This is a genomic window from Massilia antarctica (assembly GCF_015689335.1).
Classification (GTDB): domain Bacteria; phylum Pseudomonadota; class Gammaproteobacteria; order Burkholderiales; family Burkholderiaceae_D; genus Telluria_A; species Telluria_A antarctica.
This window is the reverse complement of sequence record NZ_CP065053.1, coordinates 3,299,359-3,317,644: the sequence shown is the minus strand read 5'-3', so window position 1 is coordinate 3,317,644 and position 18,286 is coordinate 3,299,359. Positions and strand designations below refer to the sequence as shown.

The window sequence follows — 18,286 nt, the reverse complement described above, 5'->3', positions numbered from 1 at the left end:
TTCTACAATGTTTCGAATCAGAGGTCAGACCCCGGTTAGGAAATGTTTCGAATCAGAGGTCAGACCCCGGCTCGAATCACGGTTAGGAAATGTTTCGAATCAGAGGTCAGACCCCGGCTCAGAGGTCGAATCAGAGGTCAGACCCCGGCTCAGAGGTCAGCCCCCGGCTCCGACCCGGCTCCGGTTGTGGAAACGAAAAACGCCTTCCGCCGGACCAGCATCTGTCGATGCAAGCCCAGGGGAAGGCGTCGTCGCTACGGAATGCGGGGCACTCCGTCGGCGTCAATTACGCGGAATCGCGGCCGGCTTTTTTACGCTCGTGCTCTTTCAGATAGCGCTTGCGCAGGCGGATCGATTTTGGCGTGATTTCAACCAGTTCGTCGTCGGCGATGAATTCCACCGCGTATTCGAGCGACATCTGGATCGGCGGTACCAGGCGCACCGCTTCATCGGTACCCGACGAACGCACGTTGGTCAGCTGCTTGCCCTTGATCGGGTTGACGACCAGGTCGTTGTCGCGCGAGTGAATGCCGATGATCATGCCTTCGTACACTGGGTCGTTGTGCACCACGAACATGCGGCCGCGGTCTTGCAGTTTCCAGATGGCGTAAGCAACTGCCGCGCCGTCGTCCTGCGAAATCAGCACGCCGTTGCGACGGCCAGCCATTTCGCCTTTTGTGTTGTCGACCGGTGCGTATTCGTCGAATACGTGGCTCATCAGGCCGGTGCCGCGGGTCAGGGTCATGAATTCGCCCTGGAAGCCGATCAGGCCACGCGCAGGAATCTTGTATTCGAGGCGAACACGGCCCTTGCCATCCGATTCCATGTTTTGCAGGTCGCCACGACGACGGCCCAGTTCTTCCATGACGCCGCCCTGGTTGGCTTCTTCAACGTCAACCGAGAGTTGTTCGAACGGCTCGTGGCGCACGCCATCGACCATCTTGAACACCACGCGCGGACGCGATACGGCCAGCTCGAAGCCTTCGCGGCGCATGTTTTCGATCAGAATCGTCAGGTGCAGCTCGCCGCGGCCCGAGACTTCGAAAATCGTGTCGTCGTCGGTCGGCGCTACGCGCAGGGCAACGTTGGCTTTCAGTTCGCGGTCCAGGCGGTCGCGCAGCTGGCGGCTGGTGACGAACTTGCCTTCGCGGCCGGCCAGTGGCGAGTTGTTGACCATGAAGTTCATGGTCAGGGTCGGCTCGTCGACGGTCAGCATCGGCAGCGCGTCCGGGGTGTCCGGCTGGCAGATGGTCGAACCGATGCCGATTTCGTCGATACCGTTGATCAGGACGATGTCGCCGGCGACGGCTTCATCAACCAGCACGCGCTCCAGGCCCTTGAAGTTCAGAACCTGGTTGATGCGGCCCTTGATCGGGGTCGAGTCAGGACCGTTCAGGACGATGACGTCCTGGCCGGACTTGATGCGGCCGCGCGAGATGCGGCCAATGCCGATCTTGCCGACGTACGAAGAGTAATCGAGCGAGGTCACTTGCATCTGCAGCGGGCCGTCCGGATTGTCGTCACGCACAGGAACGTGCTTGAGGATGGCTTCGAACAGCGGGGTCATGTCGCCTTCGCGCGCTTCCGCGTCGAGGCTGGCGTAACCGTTCAGTGCCGATGCGTACACAACCGGGAAGTCGAGCTGTTCGTCGGTGGCGCCCAGTTTGTCGAACAGTTCGAATGTCTGGTTGATCGCCCATTCAGCGCGCGCGCCCGGACGGTCGATCTTGTTGACGACGACGATCGGCTTCAAGCCCAGCGCCAGCGCTTTGCGGGTCACGAAGCGGGTCTGCGGCATCGGGCCTTCTTGCGCATCGACCAGCAGCAGCACCGAGTCAACCATCGACAGCACGCGCTCGACTTCGCCGCCGAAGTCGGCGTGGCCTGGGGTGTCGACGATGTTGATGTGGGTGCCGTTGTATTCAACCGCGCAGTTCTTCGACAGAATCGTAATGCCACGTTCTTTTTCGAGGTCGTTCGAATCCATTACGCGGGTTTCGACTGCCTGGTTTTCACGGAAGGTACCGGATTGGCGCAGCAGCTTGTCCACGAGCGTGGTTTTGCCGTGGTCAACGTGGGCGATGATAGCGATGTTACGAATTGCGCGTTTTGAATTTGACATGGTCGTAAGGAACGGAAATGTACGTGGTGTACGAAGGTGTACGGTGCTGCTTAAATCAGGAACCGACTAGTATAGCACGCTAAAGTCGTGTATTGCGCATCGCCAATTTGAAAAGCCCTGCAATTTCAATGGCTTGCTGCTTTTTTCACCACAGTGACGCACTGCGTGGCTCAAGTCTGACCGCGATTTGTGTCGCCCGCATGACACCCTGCCCTTGCGCGCTACTCGTACAGGGTACCGATCGCTAGCGGGCGCGTGGCGGCCGTCACCTTTGCCCCGGCCGGCAAGTCGGCAAAGCGCACCGTCACCACCTGGTACAAGCCCATCGAGCCATCCTCGAACGGATGGGCTTCGGCCGGCGCCAGCATGCGCGGCGGCGCCCCGCCCGCCTCCAGCGCGACCTCGGGCGCGGAACCGGCCGGATACACGATCTTGATGCCGGCGCACTGCTTGCCCAACAGGCGCATGCGGTAACCCGAGGCGCGCTGGGCCGCCAGCAATTGCTCGCAGGCGTCACGCAGCAGGCTGGCGTCGTACACGCCGTCGTCGCGCTCGCGGATGCTGTAGCGGCCGCTGAAATAGTAATTGCCCTTTTGCCGGTTGAGGGTGATCACAGCGTCGTCTTGGTAGGCTTTCTTTTCCAGCGGCAGTTCGGCCCGGCCCATGGCGTCGACCGCCACCTCGAAGTGGGTGTGCGCGCCCGCCACGCTCAGGCGCAGGCCGTCGAGCGGCACGTCGGGACGCCGGGGACGCACCTGCAAGTGGGCCTGGATCAGGGGCCGCGTGCGCACGAACGGGGCAAAGAAGGCGGCCGCCTTGTAGGCATGCCGGTAGCCGATCCATTCGGAATCGCGCTGCGCGTTGATCTCGACCTTGGCGACGGGATCGGTAACGACAGTATCGGCGGCCGGCACGGCGGTCGGCAGGCAGGCGGCAAGCAAGAACAATTTCGTCAGCGTTTTCATCGGTGGCAATACAGAAAGTGGGAGTGCCATTCTAGTCCAGGGCGGGCGCGCCGCCATGTGCCAAAAGATAGAGGCGCCGCATGACTTCCGGCACTGCCCCGCGCCGCGCCGCGTCACGTAGAATTGCCACCTCGATAGCAAGCGCTCCCAGCGCTCACAGGCGCCATGATGACATCCCGACTCGACAAACTGTTCCCCCGCGCCGTATGGCCGCTGGCCTGCCTGCTGGTGACGGGGCCGGGCTGCGCGCTGCTGTGGAGCTACGAGATCGAGTTCGACGCCCTCCATAGCGCTGGAGGCCGCCTGGCCAGCATCGTCGCCAACCACTTCACCACGCCGCCATCGGCGCTGAGCGCCGGCACCGACCGCAAGGAATTGACCGCCCTGCTGCTACGCCTGCTGCGCACCGGCTGCGCCGTCGGCTTGGCCGCCCTGGCCTGGCTGCGCGCCAGCGGGCCGGCCTGGCCGGCCGTGCTGCGCTCGCCGGCGGCGCTGGGGCTGGAACTCGTGCTGGCGGTGGTCGGCGACATGGGCCTGGTCTATGTCTTCACCGCCCAGCTCGGCACACTGCCGCTGCGCAGCGCGCTGCGCTGGCTGGCGGCGGCGGCCCTGCTCTCGTCGGGCGCAACCCTGCTGGTCACCCTGGACCTGCCCATGTCCGACGCAGGCTTCATCATGGCTTGCATGCTGGCGGGGGGCGAAGCGGTGATCATGGCCGTCGTCACGGCGGTGGTGCATGTGGCCCTGGGCGAACGGCGCGCACGCGTGGCATTGGCCGCGGCGCACGCGGAACTGCAGGCGACCCAGGCCCTGCTGGGCGAAGCGGTGCGCGCCAGTGAACGCATGCGCCTGGCGCGCGACCTGCACGATATGGCCGGCCATCACCTGACCGCGCTCAAGCTGCATCTGGACCTGGCCAAGCGCCAGGCCGGCGACGCGGCCCCCGCCTCGCTGGCCACGGCCAGCAGCCTGGCCGCCACCCTGCTGGCCGACGTGCGCCTGCTGGTGAGCAGCGAACGCGGCGGATGCGACATCGATATGCGCCTGGCGCTGGAAACCCTGTGCGCCGGCATTCCGGCGCCGCGCATCGAACTATGCATCGGCGAGCGGCTCGGGATCGACTCGGCGGCGCTCGCCCATGCGCTGTTCTGCGCGGTGCAGGAAGCAATCAGTAATGCCATCCGCCACGCCGGCGCGGCTGTCATGACGGTCGCCTTGCGGCGCGACGGCGGCGGCGACCTGCTGCTCGACATCGCCGACGATGGCCGTGGCAGCGGCGGCGCGGCCGAAGGCAATGGCTTGCGCGGCATGCGCGAACGCCTGGCCCAGCTGGGCGGCACCCTGCACGCCACCAATGGCGCCGGGCAAGGCTTCGCACTCGGCATCCGCCTGCCCGCAACGGGAGCGGGAGCATGATCCGCGTGGTGCTGGTGGACGACCAGATGCTGGTGCGCAGCGGCATTCGCGGCTTGCTCGACCTGACCGACGACATCCGCGTCGTGGCCGAGGCGGCCAATGGCGATGAAGCCGTGGCCGTGATCGCGCAGGCGCAAGCGCAGGTGTTGCTGCTGGACGTGCGCATGCCGCTGTGTTCGGGCATCGAACTGCTGCGCAGGCAGCAGGGCTTGCTGCCGCCGACCATCCTCCTGACCACCTTCGACGACGACGAAGCGCTGTTCGACGGCATGCGCGCCGGCGCGCGCGGCTTCCTGCTCAAGGATATCTCGCTCGAACGGCTGGCCGAGGGCATCCGCAGTGTCGCCGCCGGCGCCACCTTGTTCCGCCCGGGCCTGACCGAACGCACGCGCGCCGCCTACGAACAGGCCGGCGGCACGCGCATACCTGCCGAGGGCGGCGCGCGCCTGACCGCGCGCGAAACCGAAATCCTGGCGCTGATGGCGGCCGGCTTGAACAATAGCGAAATCGGCGCCGCGCTCGGGCCGAGCGAAGGCACCATCAAGAATCACGTTTCAAACATCCTCGCCAAGCTGGCCGTGCGCGACCGCGTACGCGCGGTGCTGCGCGGGCTCGAACTCGGCTACATCTGACCAACGCACTTCCACAGGAAACCATGACCATCCCAACCCGGGCGCACGCCTGCGCCAGCTTCGCCTCCATCGCCACCTTCACTACCCTGGCCGCTTGCTGCCTGCCGGCGGCGGCGCAGTCGCCGACCACCCAGATGCCGGAAGGAACCACCGATGTCGACATCAGCCTGATCGCCGCGCTGGTGCAGGCGAAAGAGGGCCGCAGCGCGATGAAAGCGGTCGTGCTGCCGAGTATTTCAGCCCAGTGGAGCAACGGCATCTTTGCCGAGCCGGGGCAAGTCGGCATGCAGCTGTCGGAAGATCCCATGTTCAAATACGGCCCCCTGCTCACCTATGGCTCGCGCTCGCACCGTGGCGACGACAAGGACAGCAAATTCCAGCTCGGGATTGAGGCGGGGGCGTTTGCCAGTTACCAGCTAGCGCACAACATCGGCTTCCATTCAAACGTACTGTACGGAGGAAGCGATGACCACGGCGGCGTGCGCCTCAATCTGGGTGCCGATTACAGCATGCGGCTCGGCACCCACCAGTCGGTCGGCCTCGGCGCAGGGATGAATGTGGTCAACCGCAGCTACATGCAATCGTATTTCGGCATCTCGCCCGCACAGGCCGCGCGCAGCGGCAAGCCGGTGTACCGGGCCGGGGGCGGGGTCAAGGACGCCTATCTGTCACTGCGCTGGAATGTCGACCTGAGCACCAAGTACGCGCTAAGCAGCGGCATGGTCGCCTCGCGCCTGATGGGCGATGCGCTCGACAGCCCGCTGGTGGAAAGCCGCAGCAGTACCTCCTTGTTCACGGTCTTGACCTATCACTGGTGATGGGATGAACCGTGGGCGGCCCTGAGTAACGCCCCCGTCGCGCCCGCGCGGGCGGGCGCCCAAGTTGGCTCCGTAGCCACAGACTGAGCGACGAACTTGGGCCCCCGCCGAGTGCCGCCTTGGCGCGGGGGCGACGAAGTAATCACGGCCGCTGCCGGCTTGCCTTGTACAGCCGCCAGGCGGCCACCGCGCCCCCGAGCACAGCCAGCACCAGGCAAGCCAGGTGCAAGGCGTTCACCGACACCAGGTCGAGCAAGCCATTGCTGTTCGACAGCGGCCGCCACGGATGCATATCGCTGTGCATGATGGCGTCGAGCACGATATGCGACAAGGTGCCCAGGAACGCCCCCATGCACGAGGCCAGCCAGCTGATTGGTTGATGCGCGATCTTCAGCACGCGCAGCACGAACTCGCTGACCGGCTTGCCGGTGAGCGCAGCCACGCTGCCGATGAGCAGCGCACCAGCCAGGGTATGGGTCGGACCGTGCAGGATGTCGGCGCCCTCGATCAGGCCCACCAGCGGCTCGATGTCCATCAGCACTTGCGCGCCGCCGAACACCATGAAGCTGAAATGACGCCCGCCCACGGCCTTCATGGCCGCACCGGGTCCCAGGTGCAAAGGCGTAAACGGCATTTACGCGTGCACGGCCGCGATCAGGCGCTCGGGTGCCAGGATCGCGTATTCCTGCAAATTGGCCGTGCCCAGCAGGCGGGTCTCGTGATACACCCTCACCCGGCCCAGGCTGTCCGGCAACGTGAGCGCTTCCTTACCGAGCGCCAGGCGCTGCCCCTGCAGGAAGCGCTTGGCCAGTTCCTCGGTCAACTGCACCGCCGGAAAACTCGACAGCAAGGCATCGACCGGCGCCAGCAGGCTGAGCGGCTCGGCATGGGCCTGCAAGGCTTCCAGGGTCACCATGCCATCGATGGTCAGCGCGCCGACCTGGGTGCGGCGCAGCTGGATCAGGTGGGCGCCGCAGCCGAGCGCGTGGCCGATGTCTTCGCCCAGCACGCGGATATACGTGCCCTTGCTGCAGGTAACCGCTAACTTCAGCAGCGGCGTTTCAAACGACATCAGTTCCAGCTTGAGGATGGTGACCGGGCGCGCTTCGCGCTCCAGGGTGATGCCTTCGCGCGCATATTCGTAATAGGCCTTGCCGTCGCGCTTGAGCGCCGAATACATCGGCGGCACTTGCATGATGGGACCGCGGAACTGCGGCAGCACGGCTTCGATCTGGGCCAGGGTGACGTCGACGTCGCGCATGTCGATCGCTTCGCCCTCGGTGTCGCCGGTGGTGGTGGTGATGCCCAGGTGGACCGTGGTCTCATAGGTCTTGTCGGCTTCGAGCAAGTCTTGCGAGAACTTGGTCGCTTCGCCGAAGCACAGCGGCAACAAGCCGGTGGCGAACGGGTCGAGCGTGCCGGTGTGGCCGGCTTTCTTGGCGTTGAGCACGCGCTTGGCCTTGATCAGCGCGTCGTTGGACGACAGGCCGACCGGTTTGTCGAGCAGCAGCACGCCGTCGACCAGGTCGCGCATCCGTTTGATATGAGCTTGTTTCATGCCGCGTTATTCGGTGTCGGACTTGGCTTGATCTTCCGGGACCGGGTCCGGCTCGGCATCGGCCGCGCGGGTGGCGTTGGCCTGGTCGATCAGCAGCGACATTTCCATGCCGCGCGACGTCGAGGTGTCGTGCACGAAGTGCAGCATCGGCAAGGTGTGGATGTGCAGGCGCTTGCCCAGCTGGTTGCGGATGAAGCCGGCTGCAGCGCCAAGGCCGTCGACCGTGTTCTTGATCGCGTCCTTGTCGTCCTTGAACATGGTGAAGAACACCTTGGCGTGGGCGTAGTCGGGAGTGATCTGCACTTCGGTGATGGTGATCATGCCGATGCGCGGGTCTTTCAGACCGTACGCGACGATTTCGGCCAGGTCGCGCTGGATCTGGTCGGCCACGCGCAAGCCGCGGGCGGGAATGGTTTTGCTGTGTTTAGCCATGGTCGTATACTACTCTTTATGATTTTTTGTAGGGGGAAAGCGAAGCGCCCGGGCTGCCGTCCGAGCCCGAAACCACAAACTTAAAAACCGTCATTCCCGCGCAGGCGGGAATCCAAGCCTTCTATGCTGAGCGAAGGTGCCTTGGATTCCCGCCTGCGCGGGAATGACGGTTTTAAGGTCTGAGGCCAGAAAGGCGTCATTGGCGGCAGCTGAGTGAGCGCCCGTTTCCAAGACGCTTCACCGTGCCACATCCAACGACTACAAGGTACGGGCGATCTCTTGAACTTCGAACACTTCGAGAACGTCGCCGACTTCGATATCGTTGTAGTTCTTGAGCGACAGGCCGCACTCCAGACCGGCGCGGACTTCTTTCGCGTCGTCCTTGAAGCGCTTGAGCGAATCGATCTCGCCAGTCCACACCACGATGTTGTTGCGCAGCAGGCGAACCGAGGACGAGCGCTTGACCACGCCATCGGTGACCAGGCAACCGGCAATCGCGCCGACTTTCGACACCAGGATAACCTGGCGAATCTCGACCTGGCCGGTGATGTGCTCGCGCTTCTCCGGTGCCAGCATGCCCGACAAGGCCGCCTTGATCTCGTCGATCGCATCGTAAATGATGTTGTAGTAACGAATGTCCACGCCGTTCGACTCGGCCAGCTTGCGCGCCTGGGCGTCAGCACGGGTGTTAAAGCCGATGATGACCGCCTTCGATGCGACCGCCAGATTGACGTCGGATTCGGTAATGCCGCCGACCGCCGCGTGTACAACCTGTACCCGCACTTCGGACGTCGACAGTTTTTGCAAGGAGCCAACCAGCGCTTCCTGCGAACCCTGCACGTCGGTCTTGACGATGACCGGCAGATTCTTGACTTCGCCTTCGCCCATGTTGTCGAACATGTTTTCCAGTTTCGCCGCTTGCTGCTTGGCCAGTTTGACGTCGCGGAACTTACCTTGACGGAACAGACCAATTTCACGCGCTTTACGCTCGTCGGCCATGACCATGACTTCTTCACCGGCAACCGGCACTTCGGTCAGACCCTGGATTTCGACCGGGATCGACGGACCAGCTTCGCTGATCGCCTTGCCGTTCTCGTCCAGCATGGCGCGCACGCGGCCATACGAGGAACCGGCCAGGATCACGTCGCCGCGACGCAGGGTACCGGACTGCACCAGGATCGTCGCAACCGGACCACGGCCCTTGTCCAGACGTCCCTCGACCACCAGGCCACGCGCTGGCGCGTCGACCGGGGCTTTGAGTTCCAGCACTTCGGCTTGCAGCAGAACCTGCTCCAGCAAGGCATCGATACCTTCGCCGGTCTTGGCCGACACCGGCACGAATGGCGATTCGCCACCGTATTCTTCCGGCACGACTTGTTCAGCAACCAGTTCCTGCTTGACCCGGTCCAGATTCGCACCCGGCTTGTCGATCTTGTTGATCGCCACCACCAGCGGTACGCCCGCAGCTTTTGCGTGAGCAATTGCTTCCTTCGTCTGCGGCATCACGCCATCGTCGGCGGCAACCACCAGAATCACGATGTCAGTCGCTTTCGCTCCCCGTGCACGCATCGCCGTAAACGCTTCGTGACCCGGGGTGTCGAGGAAGGTGATGATGCCGCGCGGCGTTTCGACGTGGTAAGCGCCGATGTGCTGCGTGATCCCGCCCGCTTCGCCCGACGCCACTTTGGCACGGCGGATGTAATCGAGCAGCGAGGTCTTGCCATGGTCGACGTGACCCATGACGGTGACCACCGGTGCGCGCGAGACGGCTTCGAAGTGGGCGTGTTCGCCCTGGTCGGCCAGCAGTGCTTCCGGATCGTCGAGTTCAGCCGCAAATGCCTTGTGGCCCATCTCTTCCACCAGAATCATCGCCGTTTCCTGGTCCAGCACCTGGTTAATGGTGCACATCTGGCCCAGCTTCATCAGCTGTTTAATGACTTCGGATGCCTTCACGGACATCTTGTGCGCCAGTTCGGCGACCGTGATGGTCTCAGGAACGTGAACGTCCTTGATGACCGCTTCGGTCGGCGCCTGGAAATTGGTTTCGCGGTCATCGCTGTGCGATGGACGACGGCCCTTGGCACCACCGCGCCAGCTGTCGCGGCCACCCGGCGAACTGGTGTTGCCACGTGGCTTGATCGAGCCCGGCGCGCCGCGTTTTTTCGCGTCGTCCGACCAGGTCGACGAGACATTGGCCGACTTGATCGACTTCTTGTCCGCCGTGACCGGCTTCTTGTCGCCTGGCTTGTCGCCCGGCTTCTTGTCGGCTGGCTTGTGCAGGGTGCCTTCGGGCGCTTTCGGCTTGATCGCCGCGACCGGTGGAGGAACTGGCTCCGGCGCCTTGATCGCGCGCCGCGGCGCATTCATCATGGCCTTGATCTGCGCCACTTCATCGGCCACGGCCTTGCGGGCGCGGTCGTTCGCTTCGGCACGGGCCGCAGCTTCCTGGGCGGCCACAGCCGCCTTTTTCTTGGCTTCGTCGGCGGCAGCTTTCTTCGCTTCCTCGGCGGCAGCCTGGTCGGCGCCAGCGGCGGCGGCGGCGGCGGCAGCGGCTACGCGCTTCGCTTCGGCATCCGCTTCTTTCTTGGCGTCGGTCTCGGCCTGCTTGGCCTGGGCTTCTTTTTCGGCGTCGAGCTTGGCAAGGCGCTCCTGCTTTTCACGCAGGTCGGCTTCCTGGCGCGCGATCAGCTCTTGCTGACGGCGTGCTTCTTCCTCGCGACGGGCCACTTCGGCCGGATCGATCACCGCTGCGACGGGCGCCGCGACAACCGGCGCTGGCGCCGGTGCCGGATCGTCGCGCTGCACGAAGGTGCGCTTCTTGCGCACTTCTACCTGGATCGTGCGCGACTTGCCAGTGGCGTCAGCCTGCTTGATCTCGGTGGTTTCTTTGCGCGTCAGCGTGATTTTCTTCTTCTCGGTGTCGGTCGCCGTGCCGTGGGTACGGCGCAGGTGATCCAACAACTTATCCTTATCATCTTTCGACAATGGATCTGACGTCGAACTTTTATCGACGCCGGCAGAACGCAGCTGCGTCAGCAGCAAATCTGCAGGCATCTTCAGTTCGGTGGCAAATTGGGCTACGTTGTTACTCGCCATTCAGTCCTCTTTTCTTTGTGTCGAGACAGATGATAAGGTTACTCAAATTAAGCCTTGGCCACTTCTGCCAGGCTCCAGGCTTTCGCCTGCAGCGCCTTGGCGCGGTCGTCATACTTTGAGTCGACCAGCTTCATCTCGTCGTCGGTCACATCATTAAATTCATTCTTGATCAGATCACGTGCACGGTCCGACGCCAGCGCCAAGATGGCACCGAATTCGTCGTACGCGAGCGCCGCGAACGCCTCAACGTTCTTGATACCGGCCAGGCCCAGCTTGCCCGCAGTGTTGCGGTCCATGCCTTCCAGGTTAACCAGCTGCTCGTCCATCCCTTCCAGGCCTTCTTCCGAAGCAATTGCCTCAGTCACCAGCGCATCACGGGCACGGGTCCGCAGTTCGTTGACGGTATCTTCGTCGAAGGATTCGATATCGAGCATCTCGGAAATCGGCACATACGCGATTTCTTCGAGGCTAGCGAAGCCTTCTTCCACCAGGATGTCGGCCACTTCCTGGTCGACGTCGAGTTTTTCCATGAACAGCGCGCGCACTGCCGCGGTTTCCTGAGCCGATTTATTCTCGGACTCTTCGGCCGTCATGATATTGATCTTCCAGCCGGTCAGCTCGGCAGCCAGGCGCACGTTCTGGCCGGAGCGGCCGATCGCGATCGCCAGGTTTTCCTCGTCGACCACGACGTCCATCGCATGCTTTTCTTCGTCGACCATGATCGACGACACATTCGCCGGGGCCAGGGCACCGATGACGAATTGGGCCGGATCTTCCGACCACAGCACGATGTCGACCCTCTCGCCGCCCAGTTCACCGGTCACGGCCTGCACGCGCGAACCGCGCATGCCGACGCAGGTACCGATCGGGTCGATGCGCTTGTCGGCCGTGTACACGGCGATCTTGGCGCGCACACCCGCATCGCGGGCAGCCGATTTAATTTCCAGCAAGCCTTGTTCGATTTCCGGCACTTCCAGTTCGAACAGCTTCATGATGAATTCCGGCGCGGTGCGCGACAGGATCACCTGCGGGCCGCGCATATTGCGGTCGATGCGCAGGATGTAAGCGCGCACACGGTCGCCGATGCGCAGATTCTCTTTCGGGATCATCTGGTCGCGTGGCAGGCGGGCTTCGATCTTGCCCGATTCGACGATCGCGTCGCCGCGTTCCATGCGCTTGATGGTGCCGGTCACGAGCGAGTCGCCGCGCTCCAGGAAGTCGACCAGGATCTGCTCGCGCTCGGCGTCGCGCACACGCTGCAGGACCACCTGTTTGGTGTCCTGCGCGAAGCGGCGGCCGAATTCGACGGACTCGATCGGTTCTTCGATATATTCGTCGACTTCGATGTCGGGGATGTTCTCCTTGGCTTCGAAGTGCAGGATTTCCTGGTCGGGCAGTTGCAGGCCGGCCTCGTCGGGCACGACGTGCCAGCGGCGGAAGGATTCGAACTCGCCCGAATCACGGTCGATGGACACGCGAATGTCGACTTCGCCCTCGTAACGCTTCTTCGTGGCTTGCGCCAAGGCGAATTCGAGCGCCCCGAAGACCACATCTTTATCGACATTTTTTTCGCGCGCCAGCGCATCAACCAATAACAAAACTTCGCGACTCATGCTTTGCGACTCCTAAAATCCACCTGCGGCACCAAGCGTGCCTTATCCAAGTCGGCGAGCGTAAACTCCAACAGCGCCGGACCATCCTTGCTTTCAAATTCCAATGCGACATTCTCGCCTTGCGGGGCCTGCAAGATACCAGTGTAGGTCTTGCGGTCGGCCGTACCGGGCATGGCCACGCGCAGCTTCACGGTGCATTCGCAACCGGCGAAACGCGCGAAATCGGCCAGGGTACGCACCGGGCGGTCGAGCCCCGGCGACGAGATTTCCAGGCGTTCGTAGTTGACGTTTTCCACAGTCAGTACGTGCGACAGCTGGTGACTCACGGTGGCGCAGTCCTCGACCGTAATCGGGCCTTTTTCGGCCGCGTCGGCTGCAGTGAAATCGATATACACGCGCAGGATGCCGCGCTCGCCCCGTTCGACATCAACGAGTTCGTAGCCCAGGCCACCGACTGTCTTGGCGATTAATTCAAACTGCTGCAAACAAGTTCTCCAGATCACGGTCCCGCGGGACCACTAAAAACGATTTACCAAAAAAAAAATGGGCATCTGCCCATCTTCCTATACTCCCAACCGGATGAAAGCACTTGCACCAGTCTGTGGTGGGAAGAACTTTTATTAGGCTGCAGATTATAACCTGTTATCGGGCCGTTCGCAATCCGATGACGGGCAAATGAACAGGCATACAACACTTAACAATTTTAAAACAAAGGCCGCAGGGCGGGTGCCGTGCGGCGATGCGTGCGCGACAGCGCGGATCACAAAACAACACCGCTACTGTCGTTCCCGCGCAGGCGGGAACCCAAGTTTGCGGAGTCGCCTGTGGCTACGCGTCGAGCTTGGGTTCCCGCCTGCGCGGGAACGACGTGTCCATGGCTACGGGAACGACGAGCTAGCGCTTAACCCCGGCGACCGCGGCGCGGCATGCCGTGATCGGCGCTGCGCGGGCCTTGCGGACCCTGCGGACGGCGATTACCGCCGCCGGCATTGCCGAAACCGAAGGTCGTTTGCAGCGGATCGGGCTGACGCGGCCCCTTGGCCCCGCCGCCGTTACCACCATTGCCGCCATTGCCGCCATTGCCACCATTGCCGCCACCCGGACGGCCGCTGCGCGGCTGCGCATCGCCCTGCGGACGCGCCGAACGCGGCTGGCCATCACCCTGCGGACGACCCTGGCCACGGCTCTGGCCATCGAAACCGCCGGCGCTGCGCGGCTGGCCGCCCATGCCGCCCATGCCGCCGGCGCCACCCGGACGTCCCTGCGGACGGCCACCGGCGCCGCGTCCCGCGCCGCCACGTCCGTTTGGCGGACCAAACGGATCGGCATTGCGGTTGGCGTCGACCCGATCGATGCGGTTACCATCGGAACGCTTGTCTTCATCGCTGCGCGGCTTGGCCTCGCCGCGGCCTTTCGGACCGCGCGCATCGGCGCCGGCGCCCTTCTTCTCGACGCCAAATGCGACCAGCAAGTCGCGCACGGTGTTTTCTTCCATCTCATCCCAGCGACCGCGCTTGAGGTTGCTTGGCAGGGTCATGATGCCGTAGCGGGTACGGATCAGGCGCGAGACGGTCAGGCCGATCGCTTCGAACATGCGGCGCACCTCGCGGTTGCGGCCTTCGCCGATGACCACGCGGTACCATTTGTTGATGCCCTCGCCGCCGCCGTCGGCGATCTTGGTGAAGGACGCCACGCCGTCGTCGAGCTCGACGCCGGCCAGCAGCTTCTGGCGCATGCCCTCTTCCAGCTCGCCCAGGGTACGCACGGCGTACTCGCGGTCGATGTTGTAGCGCGGGTGCATCAGGCGGTTGGCCAGGTCACCCGAGGTCGTAAACAGCAGCAAGCCTTCGGTATTGAAGTCGAGGCGGCCGACGGCCAGCCATTTGCCGGCTTTCATGGTCGGCAAGCGGTCGAACACCGAAGGACGGCCTTCCGGATCGTCATGGCTGACGATTTCGCCGGCCGGCTTGTGGTACACCAGCACGCGCGGCGGCTTGCTGGTGACCTTGCGGTGAATCAGCTTGCCGTTGATGCGCACGGCGTCGGTCGGCAGGATGCGCTGGCCGATGTGGGCCGGCTCGCCATTGACCGAAACGCGCCCGGCGACGATCAGGTCTTCCATGTCGCGGCGCGAACCGAGACCGGCTTCGGCCAGCACCTTGTGCAGCTTCGGCGCGTCGTCGTCGGAGGTCAGGTCGCGGCGCACCAGCTTGGCCGGCTGCGCGCGGCCGCCATCGTTGGCGTCGAAGGCGTCCGAGGTCACGTACGAAAACGCGGCATCGGCATCGTTCATCTTGTTCTTGCCGTGATGCTGCAAGCCCGGATTGCCTTTTTTGTTCTTTTTCACGCGCGGCTTGGCATCGAGGCTGCGCTCGGGGCGCGCACCGCGCTCAGGGCGGACCACCGGCTCGGCGGGTGCTTCTGCGACCACCTCCGGCTCGCCCGATTCGGCGCGCTCCATCTGGACGCGCGCTTCGCGCTGGCCGCGCAGTTCGCGCATCTGGCGCGGACCGCGTGGCGGACGTGGACCGCGTTCCTGGTTCGCAGGCGCGGCGCCGTCGGCTGGAGCGGCATCGCTTGCCGGCGCAGGCGCGGCCTCGGCGGCGACTGCTTTTGGCGCGCGCGGCTTGCGGGCGGCCGGGACTGGCGCGTCGGCGAGCGGCGCTGCGCTTGCGGGCGCGGCCGCCGGGGCAGCGGCAACCGGTGCGACGGCGGCGGCAGGGGCGGACGCATCCGCCGCCACGGCGACGGCTTTCCTGGCCCGCGGCTTGGCCGCAGCCTTGGCCTCGGCTGGCGAATCGCCTGGCGCGTCGGCCTGGGCTGGTACGGCGGCCTCGCCTTCGACGGCGGCCTTCCTGGCGGCGGCGCGCTTCGGTTTCGGCGCGTCGATGCCGGCGGCGGCGTCCGCCTCTATCTGTGCCTTGGTGCGGCGTTTCGGCTTGGTTACGGCCTCATCCATGCCTGTTACGTCGGCGCTACTTGTCTCAGTCGGTTTAGTTGGATTCATTATTCGTTTCTTGGTTGTGCTGACCTGGCGCAGCGTCAACCGTTATTTCTGGCGCAGGGTCGTGAATGAGGACTTCAAGAGATGAAGTATCGGAGCCGGCCGCATCCGCGACGGCGGAAGGAAAGTCTTCCCGCGCGTCGCCGCTACCTGCACCATCGTCGTTTGCGGCCTCCGAGGCCGCCGCTTTATCAAAATTTTCCTGCAAGGCCGCCTCGAGTGCTTCCATTTCGTGACCGCCCGGCATGTCGCTGATTTGCTGCAACGCAGGCAGCTGGGACAGCGAATTCAAGCCCAAATCGTCAAGGAACTGCTTGGTCGTGCCCAGCAAAGCCGGGCGGCCGATCACATCGCGGTAGCCGATGGCATCGATCCAGCCGCGGTCTTCCAGCATCTTGATCGTCTGCGAATTGACGGCAACGCCGCGGATTTCTTCGATATCGCCGCGGGTGACTGGCTGGCGATACGCGATGATCGCCAGGGTTTCCAGGGTCGCGCGCGAATACTTCTGCGGCTTTTCCGGGCTCAGGCGATCGAGATACTGCTTCATTTCCGGGCGGCTCTGGAAGCGCCAGCCACTGGCCAGGCTGACGATTTCGATGCCGCGCTCGCTCCAATCGCGGCGCAATTCTTCCAGCATGATCTTGATGGTATCGGCGCCGACCCCGGCGCCGATCGGGCGGCCATGGTCATCGACATCGACGAACAGCTTCTTCATGCCATGAATCGACATGGGCTCGCGCGCACAGAGCAAAGCGGTTTCGAGGACCTGTTTGGCCTCATCAGTATTCATAACGATGTCGTGTGCGGATGTTGCAATTAGGTCTGCAGAGAAAAAATCAAACAAATACCACTCAACGCATGGCAGCGCGCGCCACAGAATGACGCCATTTTGCAGATAAACACGTTGAAACTGGAATCCGTCGCCCGGGACGAAGCGCGCTGGGCGGGAATATTACTGGTGGCGAGATGCGAACCCTGCCACACGGTCACCTGCATACCTGGCGAGGCTAAACCGTTGATTTTCAAGAGAAACGCTGGTTCGCCGCAGCGGCAGGGAGGCCAAGCTCCGGGCGCGCACTACACGAACGATCGACATCGTTTCCTCCAACTGCGGCCATTGTACCTGATAAAAGCGCGAAAAGGACAAGCAGCGGCGTCGGAATCGCCCGCAAATGCCATGCACCAAAATGGCCAGCACCCCAAACCGGGGTCTGACCTCTGATTAGCAATAAATTGCCCGCCGGCTGCAAAACACCCCCAAACCGGGGTCTGACCTCTGATTAGCAATGAGTTGCGTGGAGGATGCAAGATAAAGCGGCCGCCCGCGCCAGTTCCGCCGCCGCCCTATGAACGCGATGCGCCATGGCCCATTTCTCAGACAGCGACCGTGCCGAAATCTCGTTTACCTCGGTGGATTTCGCAATTAATTGCTAATCAGAGGTCAGACCCCGGTGCTGGGAAATTCCTTGAAATGCACGAATTGCTAATCAGAGGTCAGACCCCGGTTGTGGGAGTTTGTGAGGGAAAAGGCTTCGTTCGTGGGGAAATTTCCTAGCTGCCGAGCTTTTCGGCGAGGATGGCGGACACGCCCAGGAAGGCGGGATACTCGGCCGTAATCACGAACGTCGGCACTTGCGCCAGGTAGCTGACGAAGCGCCCTTTCTGCTCGAAACGGCTGCGGAAGCACGACCGCGCGAAGCGCTCGCCCAGGCGCGGCACAATCCCGCCACCTATATAGATGCCGCCCTGCGCCCCCAAGGTGACCGCCAGGTTGCCGGCCACCGTGCCGAGCATGCCGCAAAAGGTTTCGATCGCCCGGTCGCACAGGGCGCACTCCCCCGCCAGCGCGCGCCGCGAGATCTCGGGCGCGTCCAGCTCCTGCGCCACGTGGCCCGTATGGTGCGCCAGCGCGCGGTAGATCAGCTCGATACCGTCGCCCGACAGCATGCGCTCGGCCGAGACGTGCTCGTACTGGCGCCACGCGAACTGCAAGATCGCCACTTCGGTCTCGTTGGCCGGCGAAAACGTCACGTGCCCGCCTTCGCTGAGCAAGGCGGTCCAGCTGTCGCCGGCCGGAATCAGCCCCGACACGCCCAGCCCGGTCCCGGCCCCGACCAGCCCCAGCGGCGTATGCGCACGCGCCACGCCGCCGCCGACCTGCTGTTTCTGGGCAGCGGCCAGGTGCGGCAAGGCCCGTGCCAGCGCGGTAAAGTCGTTGACCACTTCCAGGGTCTCGAAGCCGCATTCGAGCCGCAAGGCGGCGATCGAAAACTCCCAGTGATGGTTGGTCATGCGCACCAGGTCGCCGGTGATGGGGTTGGCGATGGCCAGCGCCGCGTGACGCAAGGCGCCCACGCCGGCGGCAAGCAGCTTCGGCGAGCCGAGGTAGGCGCGCAATGCATCGGCCAGGGTCGGATAGTCGGCACAGGGCAGGACATCGATCAGGCCGGTCTGCCCGGGAGCAGTCTCCAGCGCGAAGCGGGCGTTGGTGCCGCCGATGTCTGCCAGCAGGCGCGGCCCGTCAGCGTAGCCAGGGGACGGGGAAACAGAAGATGGCGCGGTGTATTGCTGAGTCATGGTGGCGAGTGTTCTATGGACTCGCCAAGCTTAATGGATCACATGCCCAA

The 18,286-nt window shown here is 63.7% G+C and carries 14 protein-coding genes; 3 read left to right on the top strand and 11 right to left on the bottom strand.

All coding sequences use genetic code 11. The features are described 5' to 3' along the window. Positions 1 to 286: 286 nt before the first annotated feature. A complete protein-coding gene (typA, locus tag IV454_RS14900) occupies positions 287 to 2,122 on the bottom strand; it encodes a translational GTPase TypA (RefSeq protein WP_054266630.1) in 1,836 nt (611 codons plus the stop codon). 221 nt (positions 2,123 to 2,343) lie between these two features. Beyond that, positions 2,344 to 3,087 (bottom strand): hypothetical protein, encoded by a 744-nt coding sequence (locus tag IV454_RS14895; RefSeq protein WP_206092071.1) that lies wholly within the window; start codon positions 3,085 to 3,087, stop codon positions 2,344 to 2,346. Between the two features lie 165 nt (positions 3,088 to 3,252). Here IV454_RS14895 and IV454_RS14890 point away from each other — a divergent pair, with 165 nt between their 5' ends. The 3 genes from IV454_RS14890 to IV454_RS14880 are packed head-to-tail and all read left to right on the top strand — an operon-like array spanning position 3,253 to position 5,953. After that, on the top strand, positions 3,253 to 4,503 hold the full coding sequence (locus tag IV454_RS14890) for a sensor histidine kinase (protein WP_206092070.1): 1,251 nt from the start codon (positions 3,253 to 3,255) through the stop codon (positions 4,501 to 4,503). Further along, complete coding sequence (locus IV454_RS14885; RefSeq protein ID WP_206092069.1) at positions 4,500 to 5,135, top strand: response regulator; 636 nt, start codon at positions 4,500 to 4,502, stop codon at positions 5,133 to 5,135. The genes IV454_RS14890 and IV454_RS14885 overlap by 4 nt, the downstream gene beginning before the upstream one ends. 23 nt (positions 5,136 to 5,158) lie before the next feature. After that, positions 5,159 to 5,953, top strand: coding sequence for a MipA/OmpV family protein (locus IV454_RS14880; protein WP_206092068.1), 795 nt, complete (start codon positions 5,159 to 5,161; stop codon positions 5,951 to 5,953). 142 nt (positions 5,954 to 6,095) lie between these two features. On the opposite strand, the gene IV454_RS14875 is transcribed toward IV454_RS14880, so the two are convergent. The 9 genes from IV454_RS14875 to IV454_RS14835 all read right to left on the bottom strand — a co-directional run bounded on the left by IV454_RS14875 (position 6,096) and on the right by IV454_RS14835 (position 18,236). Beyond that, on the bottom strand, positions 6,096 to 6,587 hold the full coding sequence (locus tag IV454_RS14875) for a metal-dependent hydrolase (RefSeq protein ID WP_206092067.1): 492 nt from the start codon (positions 6,585 to 6,587) through the stop codon (positions 6,096 to 6,098). Then, positions 6,588 to 7,511, bottom strand: a complete 924-nt coding sequence (truB, locus tag IV454_RS14870; RefSeq protein ID WP_206092066.1) for a tRNA pseudouridine(55) synthase TruB — start codon at positions 7,509 to 7,511, stop codon at positions 6,588 to 6,590. A gap of 6 nt (positions 7,512 to 7,517) precedes the next feature. Then, a complete protein-coding gene (rbfA, locus tag IV454_RS14865) occupies positions 7,518 to 7,943 on the bottom strand; it encodes a 30S ribosome-binding factor RbfA (protein ID WP_206092065.1) in 426 nt (141 codons plus the stop codon). Positions 7,944 to 8,201: 258 nt separating this feature from the next. Next, on the bottom strand, positions 8,202 to 11,039 hold the full coding sequence (infB, locus tag IV454_RS14860) for a translation initiation factor IF-2 (protein WP_206092064.1): 2,838 nt from the start codon (positions 11,037 to 11,039) through the stop codon (positions 8,202 to 8,204). 47 nt (positions 11,040 to 11,086) lie between these two features. Beyond that, complete coding sequence (gene nusA / locus IV454_RS14855; protein WP_099874597.1) at positions 11,087 to 12,652, bottom strand: transcription termination factor NusA; 1,566 nt, start codon at positions 12,650 to 12,652, stop codon at positions 11,087 to 11,089. Then, entirely contained in the window at positions 12,649 to 13,137 is a 489-nt protein-coding gene (gene rimP / locus IV454_RS14850) for a ribosome maturation factor RimP (protein ID WP_054266620.1), read from the bottom strand. Before rimP ends, nusA begins: the two co-directional genes overlap by 4 nt. A gap of 416 nt (positions 13,138 to 13,553) precedes the next feature. Beyond that, the gene (locus tag IV454_RS14845) at positions 13,554 to 15,611 is read right to left on the bottom strand and encodes a pseudouridine synthase (protein WP_229522251.1); all 2,058 of its coding nucleotides are present in this window, start codon (positions 15,609 to 15,611) and stop codon (positions 13,554 to 13,556) included. Positions 15,612 to 15,645: 34 nt separating this feature from the next. Then, positions 15,646 to 16,449, bottom strand: a complete 804-nt coding sequence (gene scpB / locus IV454_RS14840) for an SMC-Scp complex subunit ScpB (protein WP_206092682.1) — start codon at positions 16,447 to 16,449, stop codon at positions 15,646 to 15,648. Between the two features lie 761 nt (positions 16,450 to 17,210). Next, the gene (locus IV454_RS14835; RefSeq protein WP_206092062.1) at positions 17,211 to 18,236 is read right to left on the bottom strand and encodes a glucokinase; all 1,026 of its coding nucleotides are present in this window, start codon (positions 18,234 to 18,236) and stop codon (positions 17,211 to 17,213) included. Between the last annotated feature and the right edge of the window lie 50 nt (positions 18,237 to 18,286).